Here is an 18,618-nt window from a genome sequence, read left to right on the forward strand (position 1 = left end):
ATTTTTCAATTTTTTGGGCGTATAATGGTTTTTGTTATTTCGTTTTCCTAAATATAAGTATACTATTATTTTATCCGTTTAAAAAGGGGTGAGCTCTAATTTAATATGGAACAGGCAAATCATCAAAACGATCAAGAACATGTACTTGTTTCGCATCTAACCGAATTAAGAAAACGGATGATTATCGTTATTGTATTTTTTATACTTTCTTTAATTTTAGGATTTTTCGTATCTTCTACGATTTTAAACTTTATTAAAAATCAACCTTCAGCTGTGGATATAGAGTGGAATGTTTTTGGATTCGGAGATGGAATAACCATCTATTTAAAATGTGCCCTTATTGTTTCGGTATTAATCACCTTACCTGTTGCTTTATATCAAACGTGGAAGTTTGTGAAGCCAGGATTAACTGAACAGGAGAAAAAAGGTACATTTATTTTTATTCCTATTTCATTTTTCTTATTCATTTTAGGCGTATTCTTTAGTTATTTTGTTTTGTTCCCGATGATGCTTCAATTTTTAACTAAAATCAATCAAACAATCGGAGCAACGGAAACATACGGAATTAATCAGTATTTTAAACTGATGTTTGGAATCATATTTCCAATTAGTATTATGTTCGAGTTGCCTGTAATCGTCATATTCCTTACGAAGGTTGGTATTGTAAATCCGCAGTTATTACGAAAAATTAGAAAAGTGGCGTATATGGTATTAGTCGTTATAGCTGCAGCTATTACTCCGCCGGATTTTGTATCTGAAATATTAGTCAGCATACCTCTACTTCTTTTGTTTGAGATTAGTATTATTTGCTCAAGTTCTATTTATAAGAAAAAAGGGTAAGAGATTCATAGTTTCATCAAAATTATTTTTTAGGAGTGAATATTTATGTTTAGTTCAATCGGAATTCCAGGTCTAATTATTATTCTAGTTCTCGCTTTAATTTTATTCGGGCCCGCTAAATTGCCACAACTAGGTAAAGCGGTTGGTGATACACTTCGAGAATTCAAAAAATCAACAAAAGAGGTTGTTGATGATGTAACAGAACCTTTTGAGTCAGAAGAAAAAAAGGATACTAAAAATTAATTTTATGCAGGTATTTAGTATTTCGTTTGTATGATGATGAATTGCTAACTTCATAGTCCCAACAAATAATATCTTAACCTAGTATTGAACAGGGTTAAGATTATTCTTTTGTTAAATCACATTATTTAGTAATGATAATTGGGGGTTTTTTGTGTGTCAGATAAAAAAAATCAAAATGGTGTACAAGATAATTCAAGACGTGTTTTCTTGAAAAATTCCGGATTGACTGTCGGTGGACTTATTGTCGGTGGTGCATTAGGTGGTTTGATTGGAAAAAAACCTGGTTCTTCGAAACCAGCATCAACGGAACCCGGTGGTCATCAAATGTCTAACTCATCCAATCCGTCAAGAGCGTTGATGTATTTCACGAATCAAGAGGATTTTTCAACAATTGAAGCTGCGGCAGAACAAATTTTTCCTAAAACAGATGTAGGTCCTGGAGCAAAAGACTTAGATGTAGCGTATTATATTGACCACCAATTAGCTGGGAATTGGGGATTAAATACAAAGGAATACATGTCCGGTCCTTTTTCTCTTGCTGATTCTGTTCCAGAGCTAGGATATCAAACCCATCTAAAAAGACATGAAATATTTGATTTGGGAATTCAAGCTTTAAATAGTACTGCACAAAAGAAACATAAGAAGAAATTCCATGAGCTTGAAGGCGATCAACAAGTTGCTATTTTAAAAGATTTTGAGGCAGATAAAGTAAAACTAAATGGTGCAACTTCAGCGAGTAACTTTTTTGGATTATTAAGAAAGGCAACGATTGAGGGAGTTTATGCTGATCCAATGTACGGTGGAAATAAAGATATGGCTGGATGGAAAATGAAAAACTTCCCAGGACATCAAATGTCTTATAAAGATATTATCGAAAAAGATTCGTTTGTGAAAATGGATCCGAAAAGCTTAAGTTCAATGTGATAAATTCTCTAATAGAAGGTGACTAGTTATGGCAAAGAAATTACCAAAGACTGATATAGTAACAGTTGGTGTAGGCTGGGTTGGTGGTATTATTGCTTCTGAGCTTACTAAAAAAGGATATAAAGTAGTAGGTCTAGAACGAGGAAAAAGCCGTTCTACACAAGATTATCTAAAAGTACATGATGAATTGCGCTATGCACAACGATATGAATTAATGCAAGATTTATCGAGAGAAACGGTAACAATTCGTCATAATCTAAAGCAAAAAGCATTACCATATCGCGAATGGGGTTCATTCCTGTTTGGTGATGGATTAGGTGGTTCTGGGGTTCATTGGAACGGACAAACTTATTTGTTTTTACCATACGATTTTGAAATTTATTCTAAAACCGTTGAGCATTACGGCAAAAACAAAATTCCTAAAGGTATGACGATTCAAGATTGGGGAATCACTCATGATGAATTATTACCTTACTACAATAAATTCTTAAAAATGTCGGGTATTTCCGGAGAGCCGAACCCATTAAAAGGTTCACCACAATACAAATATCCGACAAAGCCAATGCTTGAAAGCTCAGAAATGAAATTATTCAAAGATGCAGCTAGTAAACTTGGATATCATCCATATAGTATGCCATCAGCCAATCTATCAGAGAACTACACAAATCCAGACAATATTAGTCGTGGAGCTTGTCAATATTGTGGTTTCTGTGAAAGATTCGGTTGTGAGTATGGAGCTAAGGCAGACCCTGTGGTGACTGTTCTTCCAGTCGCTGAGAAGACTGGTAAATATGAACTGCGTACACATTCTGTAGTTCGTAAAGTGTTACATAGTGGTGGAAAAGCAACAGGTGTGCTTTATGTTGATACACGTACGGGTGAAGAATATATTCAAGAAGCTGAAGTAGTTGTTCTTTCTGCTTATCAAATGAATAATGTAAAGATCATGTTAAATTCAAAATTAGGTAAGCCATATGATCCAAAAACAGGACAAGGTGTAATTGGTAAAAACTATGCATATCAAGTTAACTTTGGTGGATCTACTGGATTCTTCGATAAAGAATACAATGTATTTGCCGGAGCTGGAGCATTAGGATCTAATCTTGATGATTTTAACGGAGACTTCTTTGATCACTCTGATTTAAACTTTATCCACGGTGCAAATGTTCGAATTGGTAAATCAGGAAATCGTCCAATTCAAAACAATGCGGTACCTGCGGGAACACCCTCTTGGGGTAAAGAATTTAAAGATGCATCAATAAAATACGCAAATCGCACAATTTCAGTTGGTGCACAAGGGGCATCCATGCCATGGGCAGATAATTACTTAGATTTAGATCCAACTTATAAAGATGCCTTTGGTGATCCTCTTGTTCGTATGACGTTTAACTGGAAAGACCAAGATAAGCAATTAGGTAAATATCTCGGTGAAAAAACTGCGGGAATTTTAAAAGAAATGGGCGCATCAAAAGTCAATCAAGGTGGCCAAAAAGTAGGCGACTATGATATTCGAAACTATCAATCTACACATAATACTGGTGGTTCAATTATGGGAGCAGATCCTGAGACAAGCGCTCTAAATAATTATTTACAAATGTGGGATTGTGAAAATGTATTCTCCGCCGGTGCAAATGCTTTTGGTCATAATTCCGGCTACAATCCAACAGGAACAGTAGGAGCATTAGCATATCGCGCTGCAGAAGGTATTGAAAAGTATCTTAAAAAAGGCGGTTCACTCGCTTAACCACTAGTTTCCTATAAAATTAGGTTAAACCAAATATGATAATATAAATAGAAAAGGCTGCCTGATCAGAAAAATATCAGGCAGCCCTTTTCGTTTTCATAGGCTTTTGAAAATGTAATTTACTATTTGTTTAGGTGCCCCGCGCTTTTCTTAATGAACACCTTTCATAAAGCTTTGAATCTTTGGAGAGAGAATAAATAAAATAATACTTAGAACAATTGATGCCCCTCCTATGATTCCAAAGTAGACCATTTCGGTTGCAGGTGTATAGAATTTTACTATTTGTGCGTTAATTGCTTGTGCAGCTGCATTAGATAAGAACCATAAGCTCATTGTTTGTGCTGAGAATGCAGCAGGTGCTAGTTTTGTAGTTGCTGATAGTCCAACAGGGGACAAACATAATTCGCCAATTACGACTATAAAGTAACTAAGAACAAGCCATAGCGGGTTAACCAATGAATTAGAGCCGCCGAAGTATGCTGGTAAAAGAATAACTAAAAATGAAATACCGGCAAATAATAATCCAAATGAAAACTTCTTAGGAATAGATGGCTGGCGTTTTCCTAACTTCATCCAAAGCCATGCAAACACTGGTGCAAACACAATAATAAATAATGGGTTTAATGACTGGAACCAAGCAGGTGAAATATGAATTCCAGCAAAATCTAATTGTGTCCGTTTGTCGGCGTAAGTTGCTAGGATGGTTGATCCTTGCTCCTGTATTGCCCAGAACATAACCGAAGCAATAAACAATGGAATATAGGCAATTATGCGTGACCGTTCTACCTTTGTTGTTTTAGGGCTGCGATACATTACAATAAAGTACATAGTCGGAATCAAAATTCCTAATATACCGATTAAGCCGATAAAAGTTTTAAAATTAAGGATTCCCATCGGAATAGCAATCGCACATAAAATCGCAATAATAACAATAGCTAACCCAATTATAGTGAATACCTTTTTCTTTTCAGTTGGAGATAATGGATTGGCAACAAAGGTTCCAGCAAGACCAAGATTTTTCTTCTTCGTTGCAAGAAAGACAACTAGTCCGATAAACATACCAACCGCTGCGCAGGCAAAGCCTAGGTGGAACCCATAATTTGATTGTACAGCCCCAACAACTAGAGGAGATACAAATCCACCAAGATTGATTCCCATATAAAAGATACTAAAACCGGAATCACGACGACTATCCTCTTCGCTATAAATTTCACCGACCACACTAGAAACGTTTGGCTTTAATAACCCCGTACCGAGGACGATTAATACCATTGACACGAAGAAAAATGAAATATTCCCCGGTATGGCTAAGGCGATATGCCCGAGCATGATAAGTATCCCACCGAAAAATACCGCCCTGGATGTACCAAAAATACGGTCAGCTAGCCAACCACCGATAATTCCCGACATATAAACTAATGATCCATAAATAGATACAATAGCAAGGGCAGTTGATTGATCAAGTCCTAAACCGCCCTTTGAGACCTCATAATACATATAGTAAACTAAAATTGCTTTCATTCCATAGTATGAGAAACGTTCCCAGAATTCCGTAAAGAACAGGGTGAATAATCCTTTCGGGTGTCCGAAAAAGCCCTTTTGAGGAACACTAGACACAATTTTCTGTCTATTGATTTCTGACATTAAATTTACCTCCCTTGTTATTATAATATAATACTTGTAATTTTAGTTATTGTCAGAATAATTGTTATATTAGTATTTGCGTTTTTATATTCTCCGTTATTATTAATAATAAATTTTCTGGAAATAACTTTATTCCAAAAAAAAGACAGAGAATCATGAACAATGCTCATTGATTATCTGTCTTTAGTATGGCGTTCTTTACCGTTATTTTATTCCTACCCAATTCTTTTGACTGAAGAAGAAGTTGGTCTGCGTATACATATCCTTTACCAATTGATACATCATCATTTAACTTGAGGAAATAAAGCCCAAACGAGGCGGTGTAAGAGATAGGAATGGACTCTGAATGATATTCAACTGTTACCATATTACTCATAACATCCTGTGAAATTGTTTCGATTAAGGCGACACTCGTTTCAAACGATCGATTTCTTAGAAACAGTGTGAATTCCTCGCCGCCACTTCTAAATAAATAATCATCATAGTTTAAGCGGCTTTTTAATATAGTTGAAAAATGCTGGATGACGCGGTCTCCGACGGCATGATTGTAGTTATCATTAATTCTTTTAAATTTATCGATATCTGCAACAACGATGGCAATTGTTTCATTTGATTGATTAAGTTCAGCCATTTTTTTATCCATGTATGCTCTGTTTGCAATCCCGGTAAGAAAGTCCGTGTATGCCATTTGTTCAAATTTATCTCTTTCGATTTTGTTTTGTATGCTATGGGATTTGAAAACAAAGGATCGGTTAACAAGATAGTTAAGAATAAACAGGCTGATAATCATCTCCCATTTTCCCTCTTCTAAAAGAAGGAGTAATAGTCCGTTCGTAAAGGCGACTTTCCCAATATCCATAAAGCTTCTTGTTTTAAAAATAAATTCGATGGTTTCTGACCTTGATTTTATATCCCCCGAAATATAAAGGACAATAGCTAAAAAAGTTCCTGTAAGAAAGGAGCTTACACATACTAGGAAAATCATTAATATCCAAAATCCAAAAGGAATATGTTGAAAGCCGGGATGCAAAAGCGTGAATAAATAATAGGAAATAGAGTTACTTAGGACAAATGAACCGATATTATAAAATACATCTAAAAGTTCACCGGGATCCGCTGTATTTTTCCACCTTTTCGTTAGATAGACCGTAAAACGATAGATTGTTTCAAAAAGCAATAAGCCTAATGTTCCGGTGAAAATAGCAAATGAAAGGCTATAGCTAATTCCATAATCAAAACTAGTATTGTTTTTTTTGCTGATTATTCGTAATTGGTAATAAAGACTAGAAAATACCCAATACAAAAGTAATGCGATTACAAATGTAGTGGGGTCAATTGTAAAATGACCTAAACTAAATGCTACTGCTAATGAAGTGAAAAATAGTAAAAAATCGAATAACCGTGCTTTTAGCGTCACTGAAGAATTCTCCTCTAAATACTTTATAATTCATTTTACCTAAAAAGTTCCCAGAATGCATTACTATTTTCTGACTTATTAGACATAACAGCTAGCAAATAGGGACTAAAGATTAGTAAAGCGCTTTAAAAAGTTTTAGCAAAATATGTTATACTATTCTGAAAAGGAGGGGTAGTAATGGAAGAACAAAGTGTAAAGGCGATTCAAGATGATTATCCAGATAGTTTTGCTTGGTGTTACGGCTGTGGACGATTAAATGAGGAGGGGCACCACTTTCGAACAGTCTGGCAAGGGGAAAATACAGTAACTGTTTATACACCGTCAAAGGATCATTTGGCACTTCCAGGTTTTGTTTATGGTGGAGTAATCGCATCATTAATTGATTGTCATGGTACAGGTTCAGCCGCATTAGCATTACATAGAAAAAACGGTCACGAACCGGGAGATGGTTCGGAACCACCTCGTTTTGTTACAGCATCTCTAAAGGTCGACTTTCTTAAACCCACACCACATGGTGTTCCGTTAAAAGCGATTGGGACAGTAGAGGAAATTCACCCTAAAAAGTGGAAAGTTGCTACGGAAGTATTTGCAAATGATGAGCTTTGTGTTCGCGGTGAAGTAGTAGCTGTCGTAATGCCAAGTACGTTTTTGAAAAAGGAATGATGATGGGAGTCTAGGAGGGTAACATAATGGACGAACAAACATTTGAGTATTCACTGGATTATGCTCTCCAATTGGATGCCGAAGATTCGTTAGCTAAATATCAGGCCGAATTTTATAAAAAAAAGGGGATCATCTATCTTGATGGGAATTCGCTAGGGTTATTATCTAAACGAGCGGAGAAGTCATTATTGGAATTGCTAGATTCATGGAGAAACTTTGGGATTGATGGATGGACAGAAGGAGATTATCCGTGGTTTGACCTATCTGAACGACTTGGAAAAATGATTGCTCCACTAATTGGTGCTTTGGACGATGAGGTAATCGTAAGCGGTTCCACAACGACTAATCTTCACCAATTAGTTGCGACCTTTTTTGAACCAAATGGGAGAAGAAACAAAATTCTTGCAGATGAATTAAATTTCCCTTCGGATATTTATACCCTTCAAAGCCAGCTTAAGCTTAGAGGTTTTGATCCTGGGACACATTTATTACGAGTGAAAAGTCGAGATGGCCGAGTGATAGAGGAAGATGATATTATTGCTGCAATGACAGAGGAAGTGGCCATAATACTTTTGCCAAGCGTGTTATATCGGAGCGGGCAAATTTTAGATATGAAACGATTGACAAATGAAGCACACAAACGTGGAATTATCATCGGCTTTGATCTATGCCATTCCATCGGTGCAATAAAGCATTGGCTCGATGAATGGGATGTGGACTTTGCTGTTTGGTGTAATTACAAATATTTAAATAGTGGACCTGGTGCGGTGGGTGGATTGTATGTTAATAAGCGACACTTCGGACGTTTACCCGGTCTTGCAGGGTGGTTTAGTTCACAAAAGGATAAACAATTCGATATGGAGCATATCTTATCCGCCGCGGAACATGCCGGAGCTTATCAAATTGGGACTCCACATATATTGAGTATGGCACCGTTAATCGGTTCCCTTGAAATGTTTGAAGAAGCGGGGATGGATCATCTGCGCAATAAATCTTTGCAAATCACTCGATATATGATGAATCTTATCACATATGAGTTAAATGATATGGGGTTTACTATAGGGAATCCGTTGGATGATCATCGCCGTGGTGGACATATTTATTTGGAGCATAAAGAAGCAGCAAGAATTTGTAGGGCATTGAAAGCGAACGGTGTTATCCCTGATTTCCGCGCACCAAATGGGATAAGGCTTGCACCAGTTGCACTTTATACTACGTATGAAGAGGTTTGGAATTCTGTTCAGCTATTGAAAAAGATTATGGAGGATGAACAGTATAAGCAATTTGAAAATAAGCGTGGCGTAGTGGCGTAGGTTTTGAACAAATTTAGTGGGGATGAATAGATACTTCATCCCCACTAAATCTTTAGTTTGAATCTCCAACATATTGAATTCCTATTTCTTCACTTTCGATTATTTTTAGGTCTTTCGGGATGCGTAAATAGAGAATTTGGAAACCGAAGCTACTGTTGAAATCATCATCCCTTAAGGATGGTTCCTCTGTAAATTGTTTGAGTGTCATATCTTTATGAAATAATGCAAAATTAAGTTTTACTGGTTTAGGCGGAATCAAGGTAAGTGTATTGTTTGACCATTTTAATTGGTCGGATGGAACTTTTTCGGTAACATCGATGCTATCAACATACGATTTAGTTTTATAAAAAATTCCTTCTATTAGCTTATCGTCTGTCGTTTTTCTCTCGACTATAATAGTGGGAGTTATGTCGTCAGGTTCAGGAGCGACAATCTTCAATTGCTTCCCCGTATATTTCTTTTCCCACTTACTGCTAATAAAGGAGGGGTCAATTTGTTCAATATTACCAGTATTTATCGCATCGTATAGATGGTTGCTAATCTTATCGTATTCCGCGTCATCAATATAAACCTTAGCAGGTGTATGCTTTTGAGGGATAAAAGCATAAATGCCAGCAGAAAGGATGAGTATAATCATATAACCACTGACCATCCAGAGAATCCTTTTGTTAGATAAATAGAAGCGTTGTTTTTTATGCTTTTGAGTCAACTGATTTTTATTTTTACTTTGTATAATGTAAAAGATTCCCCAAATAATTAAGAAAATAAATATTATGGGAATGAAGGCTCCTACAGCATTCATTGTTTAACCTCCATTCGATTGGATATTGCGATGGCGAAGGCAAAAAGCATTCCGGCGGTTATTATTACTTTGATACCAAATAATATAATAGATTGTTCAGTTGTAAAAAACTCCGTAATATTCTTTAAAATACGTACAAATCGATTATTATCTCCCCAAATAATTAACCCGATATAAAGTCCGGGCAGTAATAAAATAAATCCTTTGTGAAGCTGAACGAGTGTTCCTGTTACATACCCAAGCGCACAAAATAGTAATACATAAAGGACTGAAGAAGTGATGCCAATTAAAAAGTCCAACGGTACATATCCTTCCCCGGTATATACTTGGCGATTTACGAAGAAATAAATGATTAGTTTTAATAGAAATCCTGATAAAAAGAATGAGAGTCCTCCTAAAATACTAGCCGTTAACAGAATTAAGAAATTAGATAAATGACTGCAAACTCTAGTTGTTATGAGTGAAAAATCATCAAATCTATTGGCTTTTGTTGTCAGTAAAATCGCCGAAATAAAGGCCCACAAAAAAGTAAAAAACATTACAGTAGTAGAAGAATAATATGAAACTTTATACTCAATATTATTGCTACCGCCACCACCGCCGCCGGTTCCACCTAGCGAAAAAAGAATACCTATAATTTGCAGGACAACCATTGAACTGAAGATTCGATTATATGATTTAAGCTTAAATAAATACTGCTTTTTTACAATCTCAGGAAGATTCACTTCAATTAAAGACATCATCAATCCCTCCTTTAAACGTACTTGTTAAATAGACACATACATCACTTGCTGTAACAGGAGTAATTTCTATTCCAGCCAGCCGAATATTATCTATATCAAAAGAAGTAAAATCATTCTTAATGACGGCATATAGGGAGTTATTTCCGACTTCTTGCACATGGAGGACATCATTATTTTCAATCCATTGTTCAATAAGTGATTTTGGTCCTTTGAGTCCGATTGCCCATTCTTTAAATTCGGATATTGGACGATGTAATAAAACTTTTCCATCTTTAATAAGTAGTACATCTTCCAATAGATCTTCAATTTCATCTAAATGATGACTGGACAAAAGAATTGTTCTAGGGTGTGCAATATAATCCTTTAATAAAGCTCGGTAAAAATCCTTTCGAACTGCAGCGTCCATTCCAGTTGTCGGTTCATCAAAAATAGTTAATGGACAGTGAGATGACAATCCTATAATCATATTAAACGTATTTCTCATCCCTCTAGATAAATTGCTATAGTATTGATTAGGATGAAGAGAAAAATAGTCAAATAGACGAAGTGCAAGTTGATGATCCCAATTTTTATAGAAGCGACGGCCCTCTTCTAAAATTTCAATTAGCTGTAAGGTAGCGGGTAGATTCATTTGATCATCGATATAAATGGTGTTTGCAGACACGAAAAGATTATTAAAAGGATTTTTTGAAAATACTTTAATTTCACCTGAGGTTTCACGGAAAAATCCTGCAATAATTTTCAAAAGCGTTGTTTTTCCGGCACCATTTCTTCCAATAATCCCAGTAATTGTGTTTGGCTCGATCGTAAAAGAGATATTTTTCAATACTTGAGCATTTGTATATGATTTTGCCAAATTGTTACAATAAACGGCATTCATTTTCCAACCCCCTTAATTTCCTTAATTGCATTTTTAATCATTTGTACCAATTCAACTTCCGAAACATTTAGAGTATTAGCTTCATGGACTGTCTCGAAAACAAGTCTTTTTAATGTTTGGCTTTTTCTTTTGGAAAGGATGATTTCTTGTGCATTGTCTGTGACAAACATGCCAAGACCACGCTTTTTATAAAGGATGTTTTCATCAGCCAATATATTTAATCCCTTTGCGGCAGTTGCTGGATTAATTGTAAACATTTCAGCAAGTTGGTATTGCGAATAGACCTTTTGATCAGTACTTAAATTCCCGTTAATAATTTCATTTTCCAGCCACTCTGAAATTTGCACATAAATAGGCTTTAAACCATCTGTGTTTAATTTCAAAATATGTCCTCCTCTCGAGGATTAGTGCGTTAGTGTTGTAATGTAGTATATATGGTTTTAATAAAAAATACAATAGGCTTATTGAATAATTTAATTTTTTGGCAAGAAAAAGAGCCATGATTATTTTCATGGCTTTAGTGATAAGGGGTTATTTATTTGTTCCATGTTGTTTTGTAGGCAAAACTTTATTTGGACTGCCATGTCCGCGGTTTTTGTTCTTTTCTTGCTTTTCCTGATCTTCATGTAATTTTTTTACAAAATCATGTGTATCCATAAATGAATCCTCCTAACAAGAATGTCATTTTTACTATAACCCTAAAGAGGATAAACAATTCGTAAGGAATAGAAGTTAAGAAGGTGATTAGGTTATGTATACATTTAGGTAAACATGTACACTTAAACGTGTACAGAAGTATACATTATAGTGTACATGTAAACAAATGTGTACACATTCATAAATAAGAAGGATTCTTGTTGTTTGAGTGATGTTTACGAAACTGTATACAAGATTACAAAATTGTTTCTATTAATAAATCTTCATGTTACTTTTTTATGACATATTGACGGTTCATACCTGTTTCTATAACCTTTATACTAGGTTGTTTTTTGAAATAAGTACTTTCAAAAATAGCTAAACTTAATATAAATTGAAAGGGATGATGATTTTGACAAACTCTCGAATCGCAGCAATTGATGTAGGTAATGACTCATTAAAAGGAATATTTGGAGAGCTGGAAACCGAAATAAATATTCCAAATGTCATTGCAAGAGATATAGAAGATCGTCCTATCATAGGTTTAGAGGAGTTAGATCAACAAAACCCCATAGAAGGAATACATATTCGTGTCCACTCCCCCATTCTTAAAGATAACAATGCCATTTATCGGGTTGGTCACCTCGCGACAAAAAGTGACAATTCTACTGAGCTTGATCCTGGAAGCAGTAAATCAGAAGAAGACCAAACACTTGTTATGTTATTCGCAAGCCTAGCTCTAGACGCTGTAAGTGAAGAAAATAGTCAGAAGTTTAAGCGATCCAATAATGTTATCGAGGCAAATTATACCCTAGGTACTGGATTACCTCTTAGGGAAGTGAAGGAAGGAAAAGATGTAGGCTTTCGTTCACGTCTACTCGGATCTGTGCATCAAGTTGAATTTTTAGTTACTCCTAAATATCAAGGGAAGAAGGTAAATATTCGATTTGATGAAGTGAAAGTGTATCCGGAAGGTTTTGCTGCTTATATTAATTTAGTAATGGATAACAATTTAAATATCATTAATAAAGAGTTGATTGATAAACGAATTCTTATTCAAGATATCGGTGGTCTATCTACAGATATTGCTGTAATTAAAAATCGTAAAGTAGACGATGATAAGGCGCAAGGGTATAACTTAGGTGTTTCAGAGTCTCTTGAATCCATAAGGGAAGAAATACGCTCAAAACATGGTGTTGAATTGGATAGTAGACGAGATGTTGTAGAAATCATTACAAAGAAAAACGATCGAAACCATATTATGGTTAAAGGTAGTCGGACAAGCGTACATGATATTGTAGATAGAACTTTATTTGATTTAGCTAAAAAACAATATCGTATTTTAAGAAATACTTGGCAAAAGAATTCGCAAACTGAAATTTGCTATTTTATCGGTGGAGGCTCAATTATTTTAAAAGATTATCTGAAAACGATGAATAACAATCTTGATGGATATAATATCGACTTTTTTGAAGATGAAAGAGAAAGCATTTGGATGATGGCTAATGCTTACTATAAATTAATCATGGATTTTTCTCGCAAAAATAAACCAGTTGAACCAAAAGAAGAAAAGAAGTTAGCTAAAACCCAATAAGGTGATTAGATGAAAGATATTGAGATGAAGAGGGGACAACCCATCACATTCCGTCTCCCCTCTGATACCCCTGATCACATTTTGAGACATTTGGAACGGATGAAAGAAACAGAAAGAAGAAACTTTTCAAGTAAAATTGCGGAAATGGTCTTGGCTGGGGTAGGACAATCTTTATCGAAACATCGAGAGACATTAACGATTCCATTACCAAAGAGGCTTAATAAAGCCCAACGAAGCTGGTTAAAGCATGAGCAGTCACAGGCCTTGTTAGGAAGTATCGTTTATCAATTATTAACTGATCCGGTAAAGACAGCTTCCCTTATAGCATCAATAAACCAAGGTTCCGTTGAGGAAATCAACAGCCCGTTTTATACTGAAGAATCACCTACAGATCCGGATGATATGGAAATTAATGTCGATGAAATCAAGCATGACAATCAGCAATCTGATCCAGAAACGCCTAATCAAGAAGACGATTTAGAAAACTTTGATTGGCAAATAGCCAGACAGGAATCGGCATACACAAAGGAAAACGAAGAACCAGAACCATCCGAAGACATACAAGACCTCCTTGGAGACTTCCTAGCACAAATGAATAAATAAAAACTTCAATTTTAAAAAAAGGTGTCAGGCACCTCTCGTGGACAAATGTCCACAGACGGTGCCTGACACCTTTTATGCTTTTTCTTCAAACATTTTTGTGATTTCAACGATTACTTTTGTTGCTTTGATCATATTATCGACTGAAATGTATTCGAATTTGCCGTGGAAGTTTTCACCGCCGGTAAATATATTTGGTGTTGGGAGTCCCATGTAGGATAATTGGGAACCATCAGTACCACCGCGAATCGGTGAAACAACAGGCTCGATTTCTAGACGCTTCATTGCATCGTAGGCGATATCGACAATATGTTTAACTGGTTCAATTTTGTCTTTCATATTGTAATATTGATCATTCATTTCTAAAGTGATGTTCTTTTCTCCATATTTAGCTTTCAAATCATTTACGATCCGCTCTAAATTAGCCTTTTTCGCATTGAATTTTTCTTTATCATGATCCCTAATAATATAGTTCATTTTTGTTAGTTCTACATCGCCGCTCATGGAAAGTAAATGGTAAAAGCCATCATAGCCTTCAGTAAATTCAGGCGCCTCATCTTGTGGAAGCATATTTTGCAGTTCCATGGCAATTTTGAGGGAGTTAACCATTTTGTCTTTAGCTGAACCAGGGTGAATATTGTTTCCGTTTATAGTAACTTTTGCCCCAGCAGCATTAAAGCTTTCATATTCTAGTTCTCCTAATGGTCCACCATCTACTGTATATGCATAACTTGCATTGAATGCAGGTACATCAAATTTATGTGGCCCTCTTCCAATCTCTTCATCAGGTGTAAAGGCTACTCTCACTTTTCCGTGCTTAATTTCCGGATGCTGAATTAAATAAGCCATTGCCGTCATAATTTCGGCAATTCCTGCTTTATTATCCGCACCAAGAAGGGTAGTGCCGTCTGTTGTGATTAGCGTATGTCCTTTGTAATTGGCTAGATTAGGAAAATCACTTGGAGATAAGACAATATGTAATGAGTCGTTTAAAACAATATCTTGCCCATCATAATTTTCAACTAATTGGGGTTTTACATTTTTTCCTGTAAAGTCTGTCGCTGTGTCAACATGTGCTAAAAATCCAATTGTAGGAACCTCTTTTTCTGTATTGGAAGGAAGGGTGGCCATCACATAGCCATTTTCATCAATTGTGACTTCTTCCATGCCAATTTCCTTTAATTCCTCTACGAGCATATGAAGAAGTGTCCATTGTCCCGGTGTAGAAGGACATGTTTCACTCTCCTCGTTTGATTGAGTATCCACTTTTACATAGGAAGTAAATCTTTTAATAATTTCGTCTTTCATTACATTCATCTCCCTGTTATCATAATATTTTTATTTTATCATGAACCTTAATACAAGGTACAATTCAAGTTTTTCTGTATAGGGTATTAAACTCGTTATTACGACGAAGCTTTTGCCACTTCCGTACGAATCTTTATTGTTTTCCGTTCCCAAGGCTTAGTCATCCATCTTCTTAAGGCGAAGCTTCCCCTAAACCATTCGTCTGCTCCTTGTGCAATCCAAATGCCTAATAATCCAAGTTCAAAGCGCACTCCGAGTAAGTAGCTTAGTACAACGGCCACTCCCCACATTGAAATGATCCCTATAATGACAGGAAAACGAACATCTCCAGCAGATTTCAATGAACTCATTAGAACGATGTTCATTGCTCTTCCCGGCTCAACAACGACAATCGCCCATAATACAGGAAGCCCGATTGCGATTATTTCTTGATTGTCGGTAAAAAGCTTTAATACAGGCGAACCAACTAGGGCTAACAGGAGAGAAGCAATAAAAGATGCACACATCGCAATTTTTAAAGTCTTAATTCCCCTTCGAAGTGCGCGTTCATATTGCTTGCCACCAATATAGCGGGCAACCAATAATTGAGTCCCTTGTGCGATGGCTAATGTAAATAAGTAGCAAATCATAGAGAGATTTAATAAATAAATTCGCGAAGCTAGGGCCGAAGTACCAATAGCGACAACAAACCCAGTAATAACTAACTGTGACAATTGATAAGACAGATTTTCACCCGCAGATGGTATCCCGATAGCAAGAAGGCTTTTAACGTCTTCTTTTTTCGCATGAAATATATCCTTAATCGTTAATTTTAAAGAAAGTCTTTTATAAACAAAATAAATAAGTGCTGCAACCGCAAAAATTCGTGCGGCGAACATTGCCCAGGAAACGCCGATTACACCTGTAATCGGGAGGCCCATTATGCCTGTAGTCGCAAGGATATTCCCACCAATACTAATTAAATCCATAATAACAGTAACAATCATTGATTCCTTCGTATATCCATGGCTTCGAAGGACAGCACTTAAAGCAAGTGACAGTGATTCAAGAAAAAGTGATGCCCCGACGATACGGACAAAAATAAATCCATAATCAAATACTTTACCGTGAATATCAAATAAACGAAGTAAATGTTCACCAAACAAAAATACGATAACAGCAATGATTAATCCGAACCAGAAATTTAAGCCAAAAACGGAGCGTGAAAGCTGTCTTGCTTTTTTATATTGCTTTGCACCAATATTTTGGCTAATTAAAACAGTTGCCCCAATTGAGGTAACGGTAAACACTAAAATAAATATATTTAGTAATTGGTTTGCTACCCCTACACCGGATGCTGCGTCATCGGAATAGTGACTGAGCATCAGTGTAGCCATAATCCCCATTCCCATGTGCAATGTTAATTCGATTAAAAGCGGCCAAGTTATATTGAAAAGGGTCTGATCTTGAAATTTACTTGTATCAGTATTCAATTGTATTCTCCTACTCTAAAATAATATACAAAATCCATTGTAACTCTATACATATATTTCGGAAATAGAAAAATATGATAATTCATAAAAAAGGATGAACGATGTGTTGTCGTCCATCCTAATTGCTAAACGTTTTATTGGAAAATCCGATCAATTTTATCAATTTCCTCATTCGATAATTGAATGTCTAATGTTTTTAAATTCCTTCTTACTTGATCAGGCTGTTTCGCACCAGGGATGAGTGCGTCAATCGATTCACGTGATAAATACCATGCAAGTACAACATGTGCGACCTCTGCTCCTTTTGCTTGGGCAATTTCGCGTACTTGTTCAACCTTTTCGAGATTTTTAATAAAGGTTTCACCGGTAAATAAAGGGCTTTTTGCGCGACCGTCATTAAAGGTTGTATCCTTTGTATATTTACCCCCTAATAAGCCTGAAGCGAGCGGAAAATAAGGAACGAAAGAAATATTCGATTTTGCTGTATAAGGAAGAAGCTCTTTCTCAGCCTCACGTTTAAATAAATTGTATTCCGACTGCAATACATCTACATAGCCATCTTTATTTGCTTCCTTTAATTGCTCAATAGAAAAATTAGAAACACCGATTGCTCTTATTTTACCTTGGTCTTTCAATTCCTTTAATGCACCTACTGCTTCATCCTTAGGTGTGTCAGTATCGGGGAAGTGAATATAAAATAAATCAATATAGTCGGTTTGTAATCTTTTTAAGCTATCGTCCACAGCTGCTTTTAAGAATGCGGGGGAATTGTCCATTACAATCTTGCCATCGACAAATTTATGCGCCCCTTTTGTAGCAATAATTGTATCTTGGCGCAATCCTTTTTCCTTTAATACTTCTCCAATTAATATTTCCGAACGTTCAGGGCCGTAAATGAAGGCTGTGTCCAAAAAGTTGATACCACTTTCAAGTGCTTCTCGAACAACATCCTTACCTGTTTCCTCCTTTAAATCCGGATAAATGTTATGACCACCTACAGCATTTGTACCAAGACCAATTGGATTGACATAAAGGTCTGTTTTTCCAAGCCTAACTCGTTTGTCCATTACCCTTCATCTCCTTTATTTGACTTATAGCCATCATATCAAAACAGCCCTATTCAAAAGTATTAATTTGCTCAAATATTTCCAACTGAAGTAGTGGGGATTTATATAAAGTAACATATTGTGCAATGGAAAAGGCGTCTAGATAGACGCCTTTGCAATTCCTAACTATAGATTGTGGAAAAGTACATAGTCACCCGGTCCAATCATTGCTACGCCAACAACAACCGCAATCAATACGAAATTATATTCAAAACCGTTATTTGTTAACCAATACCCATTACGTCCGTGAACGGACAGAATTGCGTCGATCATAATAATAACAATTAGTCCGGCGCCGATCGGTGTAAATACACCCGCAGCAAAAAGTAATCCTCCGACTAACTCAAACAGCCCCGCTAAAATAGCCCAAATAGTGCCTCCCGGTTTGATTCCAATTGATTCAAGCCATTCACCGGTTTTACTAATGCCTGTTCCGCCGAACCAGCCAAATAATTTTTGCGCTCCATGACCAACAAAAGTTAATCCAATAACAAGACGAATAATAAGTAATCCGATATCAGCCATAAAAGTCCCTCTTTCATATTCCTTATTTATGCGATAATAAGTCTAAGTTTTTTATGGTTATTAGTCAAAATAAGTGCAACCTATTTTAAAAAAAGCAACCTTTTGACTAGGAATTAATTAGGACTATTTCCCCGCTTATTCCCAAAATATTTTCTAATTACAGT

Annotated in this window: 19 protein-coding genes; 8 read left to right on the forward strand and 11 right to left on the reverse strand. The window is 36.0% G+C overall.

Annotated elements, in window-relative coordinates; genetic code table 11:
• Positions 1-105 precede the first annotated feature (105 nt).
• The 4 genes from tatC to MKY81_RS05185 all read left to right on the forward strand — a co-directional run bounded on the left by tatC (position 106) and on the right by MKY81_RS05185 (position 3,751).
• The gene (tatC, locus tag MKY81_RS05170) at positions 106-840 is read left to right on the forward strand and encodes a twin-arginine translocase subunit TatC (protein ID WP_108072594.1); all 735 of its coding nucleotides are present in this window, start codon (positions 106-108) and stop codon (positions 838-840) included.
• A gap of 45 nt (positions 841-885) precedes the next feature.
• On the forward strand, positions 886-1,083 hold the full coding sequence (gene tatA / locus MKY81_RS05175; protein WP_108072596.1) for a twin-arginine translocase TatA/TatE family subunit: 198 nt from the start codon (positions 886-888) through the stop codon (positions 1,081-1,083).
• Positions 1,084-1,236: 153 nt separating this feature from the next.
• Positions 1,237-2,007: a gluconate 2-dehydrogenase subunit 3 family protein gene (locus MKY81_RS05180; RefSeq protein ID WP_108072597.1), complete on the forward strand. Its 771-nt coding sequence runs from the start codon at positions 1,237-1,239 to the stop codon at positions 2,005-2,007.
• Between the two features lie 28 nt (positions 2,008-2,035).
• Positions 2,036-3,751 (forward strand): GMC family oxidoreductase, encoded by a 1,716-nt coding sequence (locus tag MKY81_RS05185; RefSeq protein ID WP_108072599.1) that lies wholly within the window; start codon positions 2,036-2,038, stop codon positions 3,749-3,751.
• 150 nt (positions 3,752-3,901) lie between these two features.
• Here the strand turns inward: MKY81_RS05185 and MKY81_RS05190 are convergent, their stop codons facing one another.
• Together MKY81_RS05190 and MKY81_RS05195 are read right to left on the reverse strand one after the other, a co-directional pair.
• Positions 3,902-5,395, reverse strand: coding sequence for a peptide MFS transporter (locus MKY81_RS05190; protein WP_108072601.1), 1,494 nt, complete (start codon positions 5,393-5,395; stop codon positions 3,902-3,904).
• A 166-nt stretch (positions 5,396-5,561) separates the two neighbouring features.
• Positions 5,562-6,812 (reverse strand): GGDEF domain-containing protein, encoded by a 1,251-nt coding sequence (locus tag MKY81_RS05195; protein ID WP_341116991.1) that lies wholly within the window; start codon positions 6,810-6,812, stop codon positions 5,562-5,564.
• Positions 6,813-6,989: 177 nt separating this feature from the next.
• On the opposite strand from MKY81_RS05195, the gene MKY81_RS05200 reads away from it, so the two are divergent.
• Positions 6,990-7,475: a PaaI family thioesterase gene (locus MKY81_RS05200; RefSeq protein WP_108072230.1), complete on the forward strand. Its 486-nt coding sequence runs from the start codon at positions 6,990-6,992 to the stop codon at positions 7,473-7,475.
• Between the two features lie 26 nt (positions 7,476-7,501).
• Positions 7,502-8,788, forward strand: coding sequence for a kynureninase (gene kynU, locus MKY81_RS05205; RefSeq protein ID WP_108072018.1), 1,287 nt, complete (start codon positions 7,502-7,504; stop codon positions 8,786-8,788).
• A gap of 52 nt (positions 8,789-8,840) precedes the next feature.
• Here the strand turns inward: kynU and MKY81_RS05210 are convergent, their stop codons facing one another.
• From MKY81_RS05210 to MKY81_RS05230, 5 genes are all read right to left on the reverse strand, one after another.
• Positions 8,841-9,590: a hypothetical protein gene (locus MKY81_RS05210; protein ID WP_341116994.1), complete on the reverse strand. Its 750-nt coding sequence runs from the start codon at positions 9,588-9,590 to the stop codon at positions 8,841-8,843.
• A complete protein-coding gene (locus tag MKY81_RS05215; protein WP_341116996.1) occupies positions 9,587-10,330 on the reverse strand; it encodes a hypothetical protein in 744 nt (247 codons plus the stop codon). Before MKY81_RS05215 ends, MKY81_RS05210 begins: the two co-directional genes overlap by 4 nt.
• The gene (locus MKY81_RS05220; protein ID WP_341116999.1) at positions 10,317-11,213 is read right to left on the reverse strand and encodes an ABC transporter ATP-binding protein; all 897 of its coding nucleotides are present in this window, start codon (positions 11,211-11,213) and stop codon (positions 10,317-10,319) included. The genes MKY81_RS05215 and MKY81_RS05220 overlap by 14 nt, the downstream gene beginning before the upstream one ends.
• On the reverse strand, positions 11,210-11,596 hold the full coding sequence (locus tag MKY81_RS05225; RefSeq protein ID WP_108072026.1) for a GntR family transcriptional regulator: 387 nt from the start codon (positions 11,594-11,596) through the stop codon (positions 11,210-11,212). Before MKY81_RS05225 ends, MKY81_RS05220 begins: the two co-directional genes overlap by 4 nt.
• Positions 11,597-11,744: 148 nt before the next feature.
• Entirely contained in the window at positions 11,745-11,870 is a 126-nt protein-coding gene (locus MKY81_RS05230; protein ID WP_108072028.1) for a DUF4023 family protein, read from the reverse strand.
• A 391-nt stretch (positions 11,871-12,261) separates the two neighbouring features.
• On the opposite strand from MKY81_RS05230, the gene MKY81_RS05235 reads away from it, so the two are divergent.
• Entirely contained in the window at positions 12,262-13,443 is a 1,182-nt protein-coding gene (locus MKY81_RS05235) for a ParM/StbA family protein (protein WP_108072030.1), read from the forward strand.
• A gap of 9 nt (positions 13,444-13,452) precedes the next feature.
• Entirely contained in the window at positions 13,453-14,046 is a 594-nt protein-coding gene (locus MKY81_RS05240) for a hypothetical protein (RefSeq protein ID WP_108072032.1), read from the forward strand.
• Between the two features lie 72 nt (positions 14,047-14,118).
• Here the strand turns inward: MKY81_RS05240 and pepT are convergent, their stop codons facing one another.
• The 4 genes from pepT to MKY81_RS05260 all read right to left on the reverse strand — a co-directional run bounded on the left by pepT (position 14,119) and on the right by MKY81_RS05260 (position 18,454).
• Positions 14,119-15,351 (reverse strand): peptidase T, encoded by a 1,233-nt coding sequence (pepT, locus tag MKY81_RS05245; protein ID WP_108072034.1) that lies wholly within the window; start codon positions 15,349-15,351, stop codon positions 14,119-14,121.
• Positions 15,352-15,449: 98 nt separating this feature from the next.
• Complete coding sequence (locus MKY81_RS05250) at positions 15,450-16,823, reverse strand: MATE family efflux transporter (RefSeq protein ID WP_108072036.1); 1,374 nt, start codon at positions 16,821-16,823, stop codon at positions 15,450-15,452.
• Between the two features lie 134 nt (positions 16,824-16,957).
• Positions 16,958-17,890, reverse strand: a complete 933-nt coding sequence (locus MKY81_RS05255) for an aldo/keto reductase (protein WP_066230670.1) — start codon at positions 17,888-17,890, stop codon at positions 16,958-16,960.
• Positions 17,891-18,055: 165 nt separating this feature from the next.
• Entirely contained in the window at positions 18,056-18,454 is a 399-nt protein-coding gene (locus tag MKY81_RS05260; protein ID WP_107919859.1) for a DoxX family protein, read from the reverse strand.
• Positions 18,455-18,618: the final 164 nt, after the last annotated feature.

It is taken from the genome of Heyndrickxia sp. FSL W8-0423, from assembly GCF_038009395.1.
Taxonomy (GTDB): domain Bacteria; phylum Bacillota; class Bacilli; order Bacillales; family Bacillaceae_C; genus Heyndrickxia; species Heyndrickxia sporothermodurans.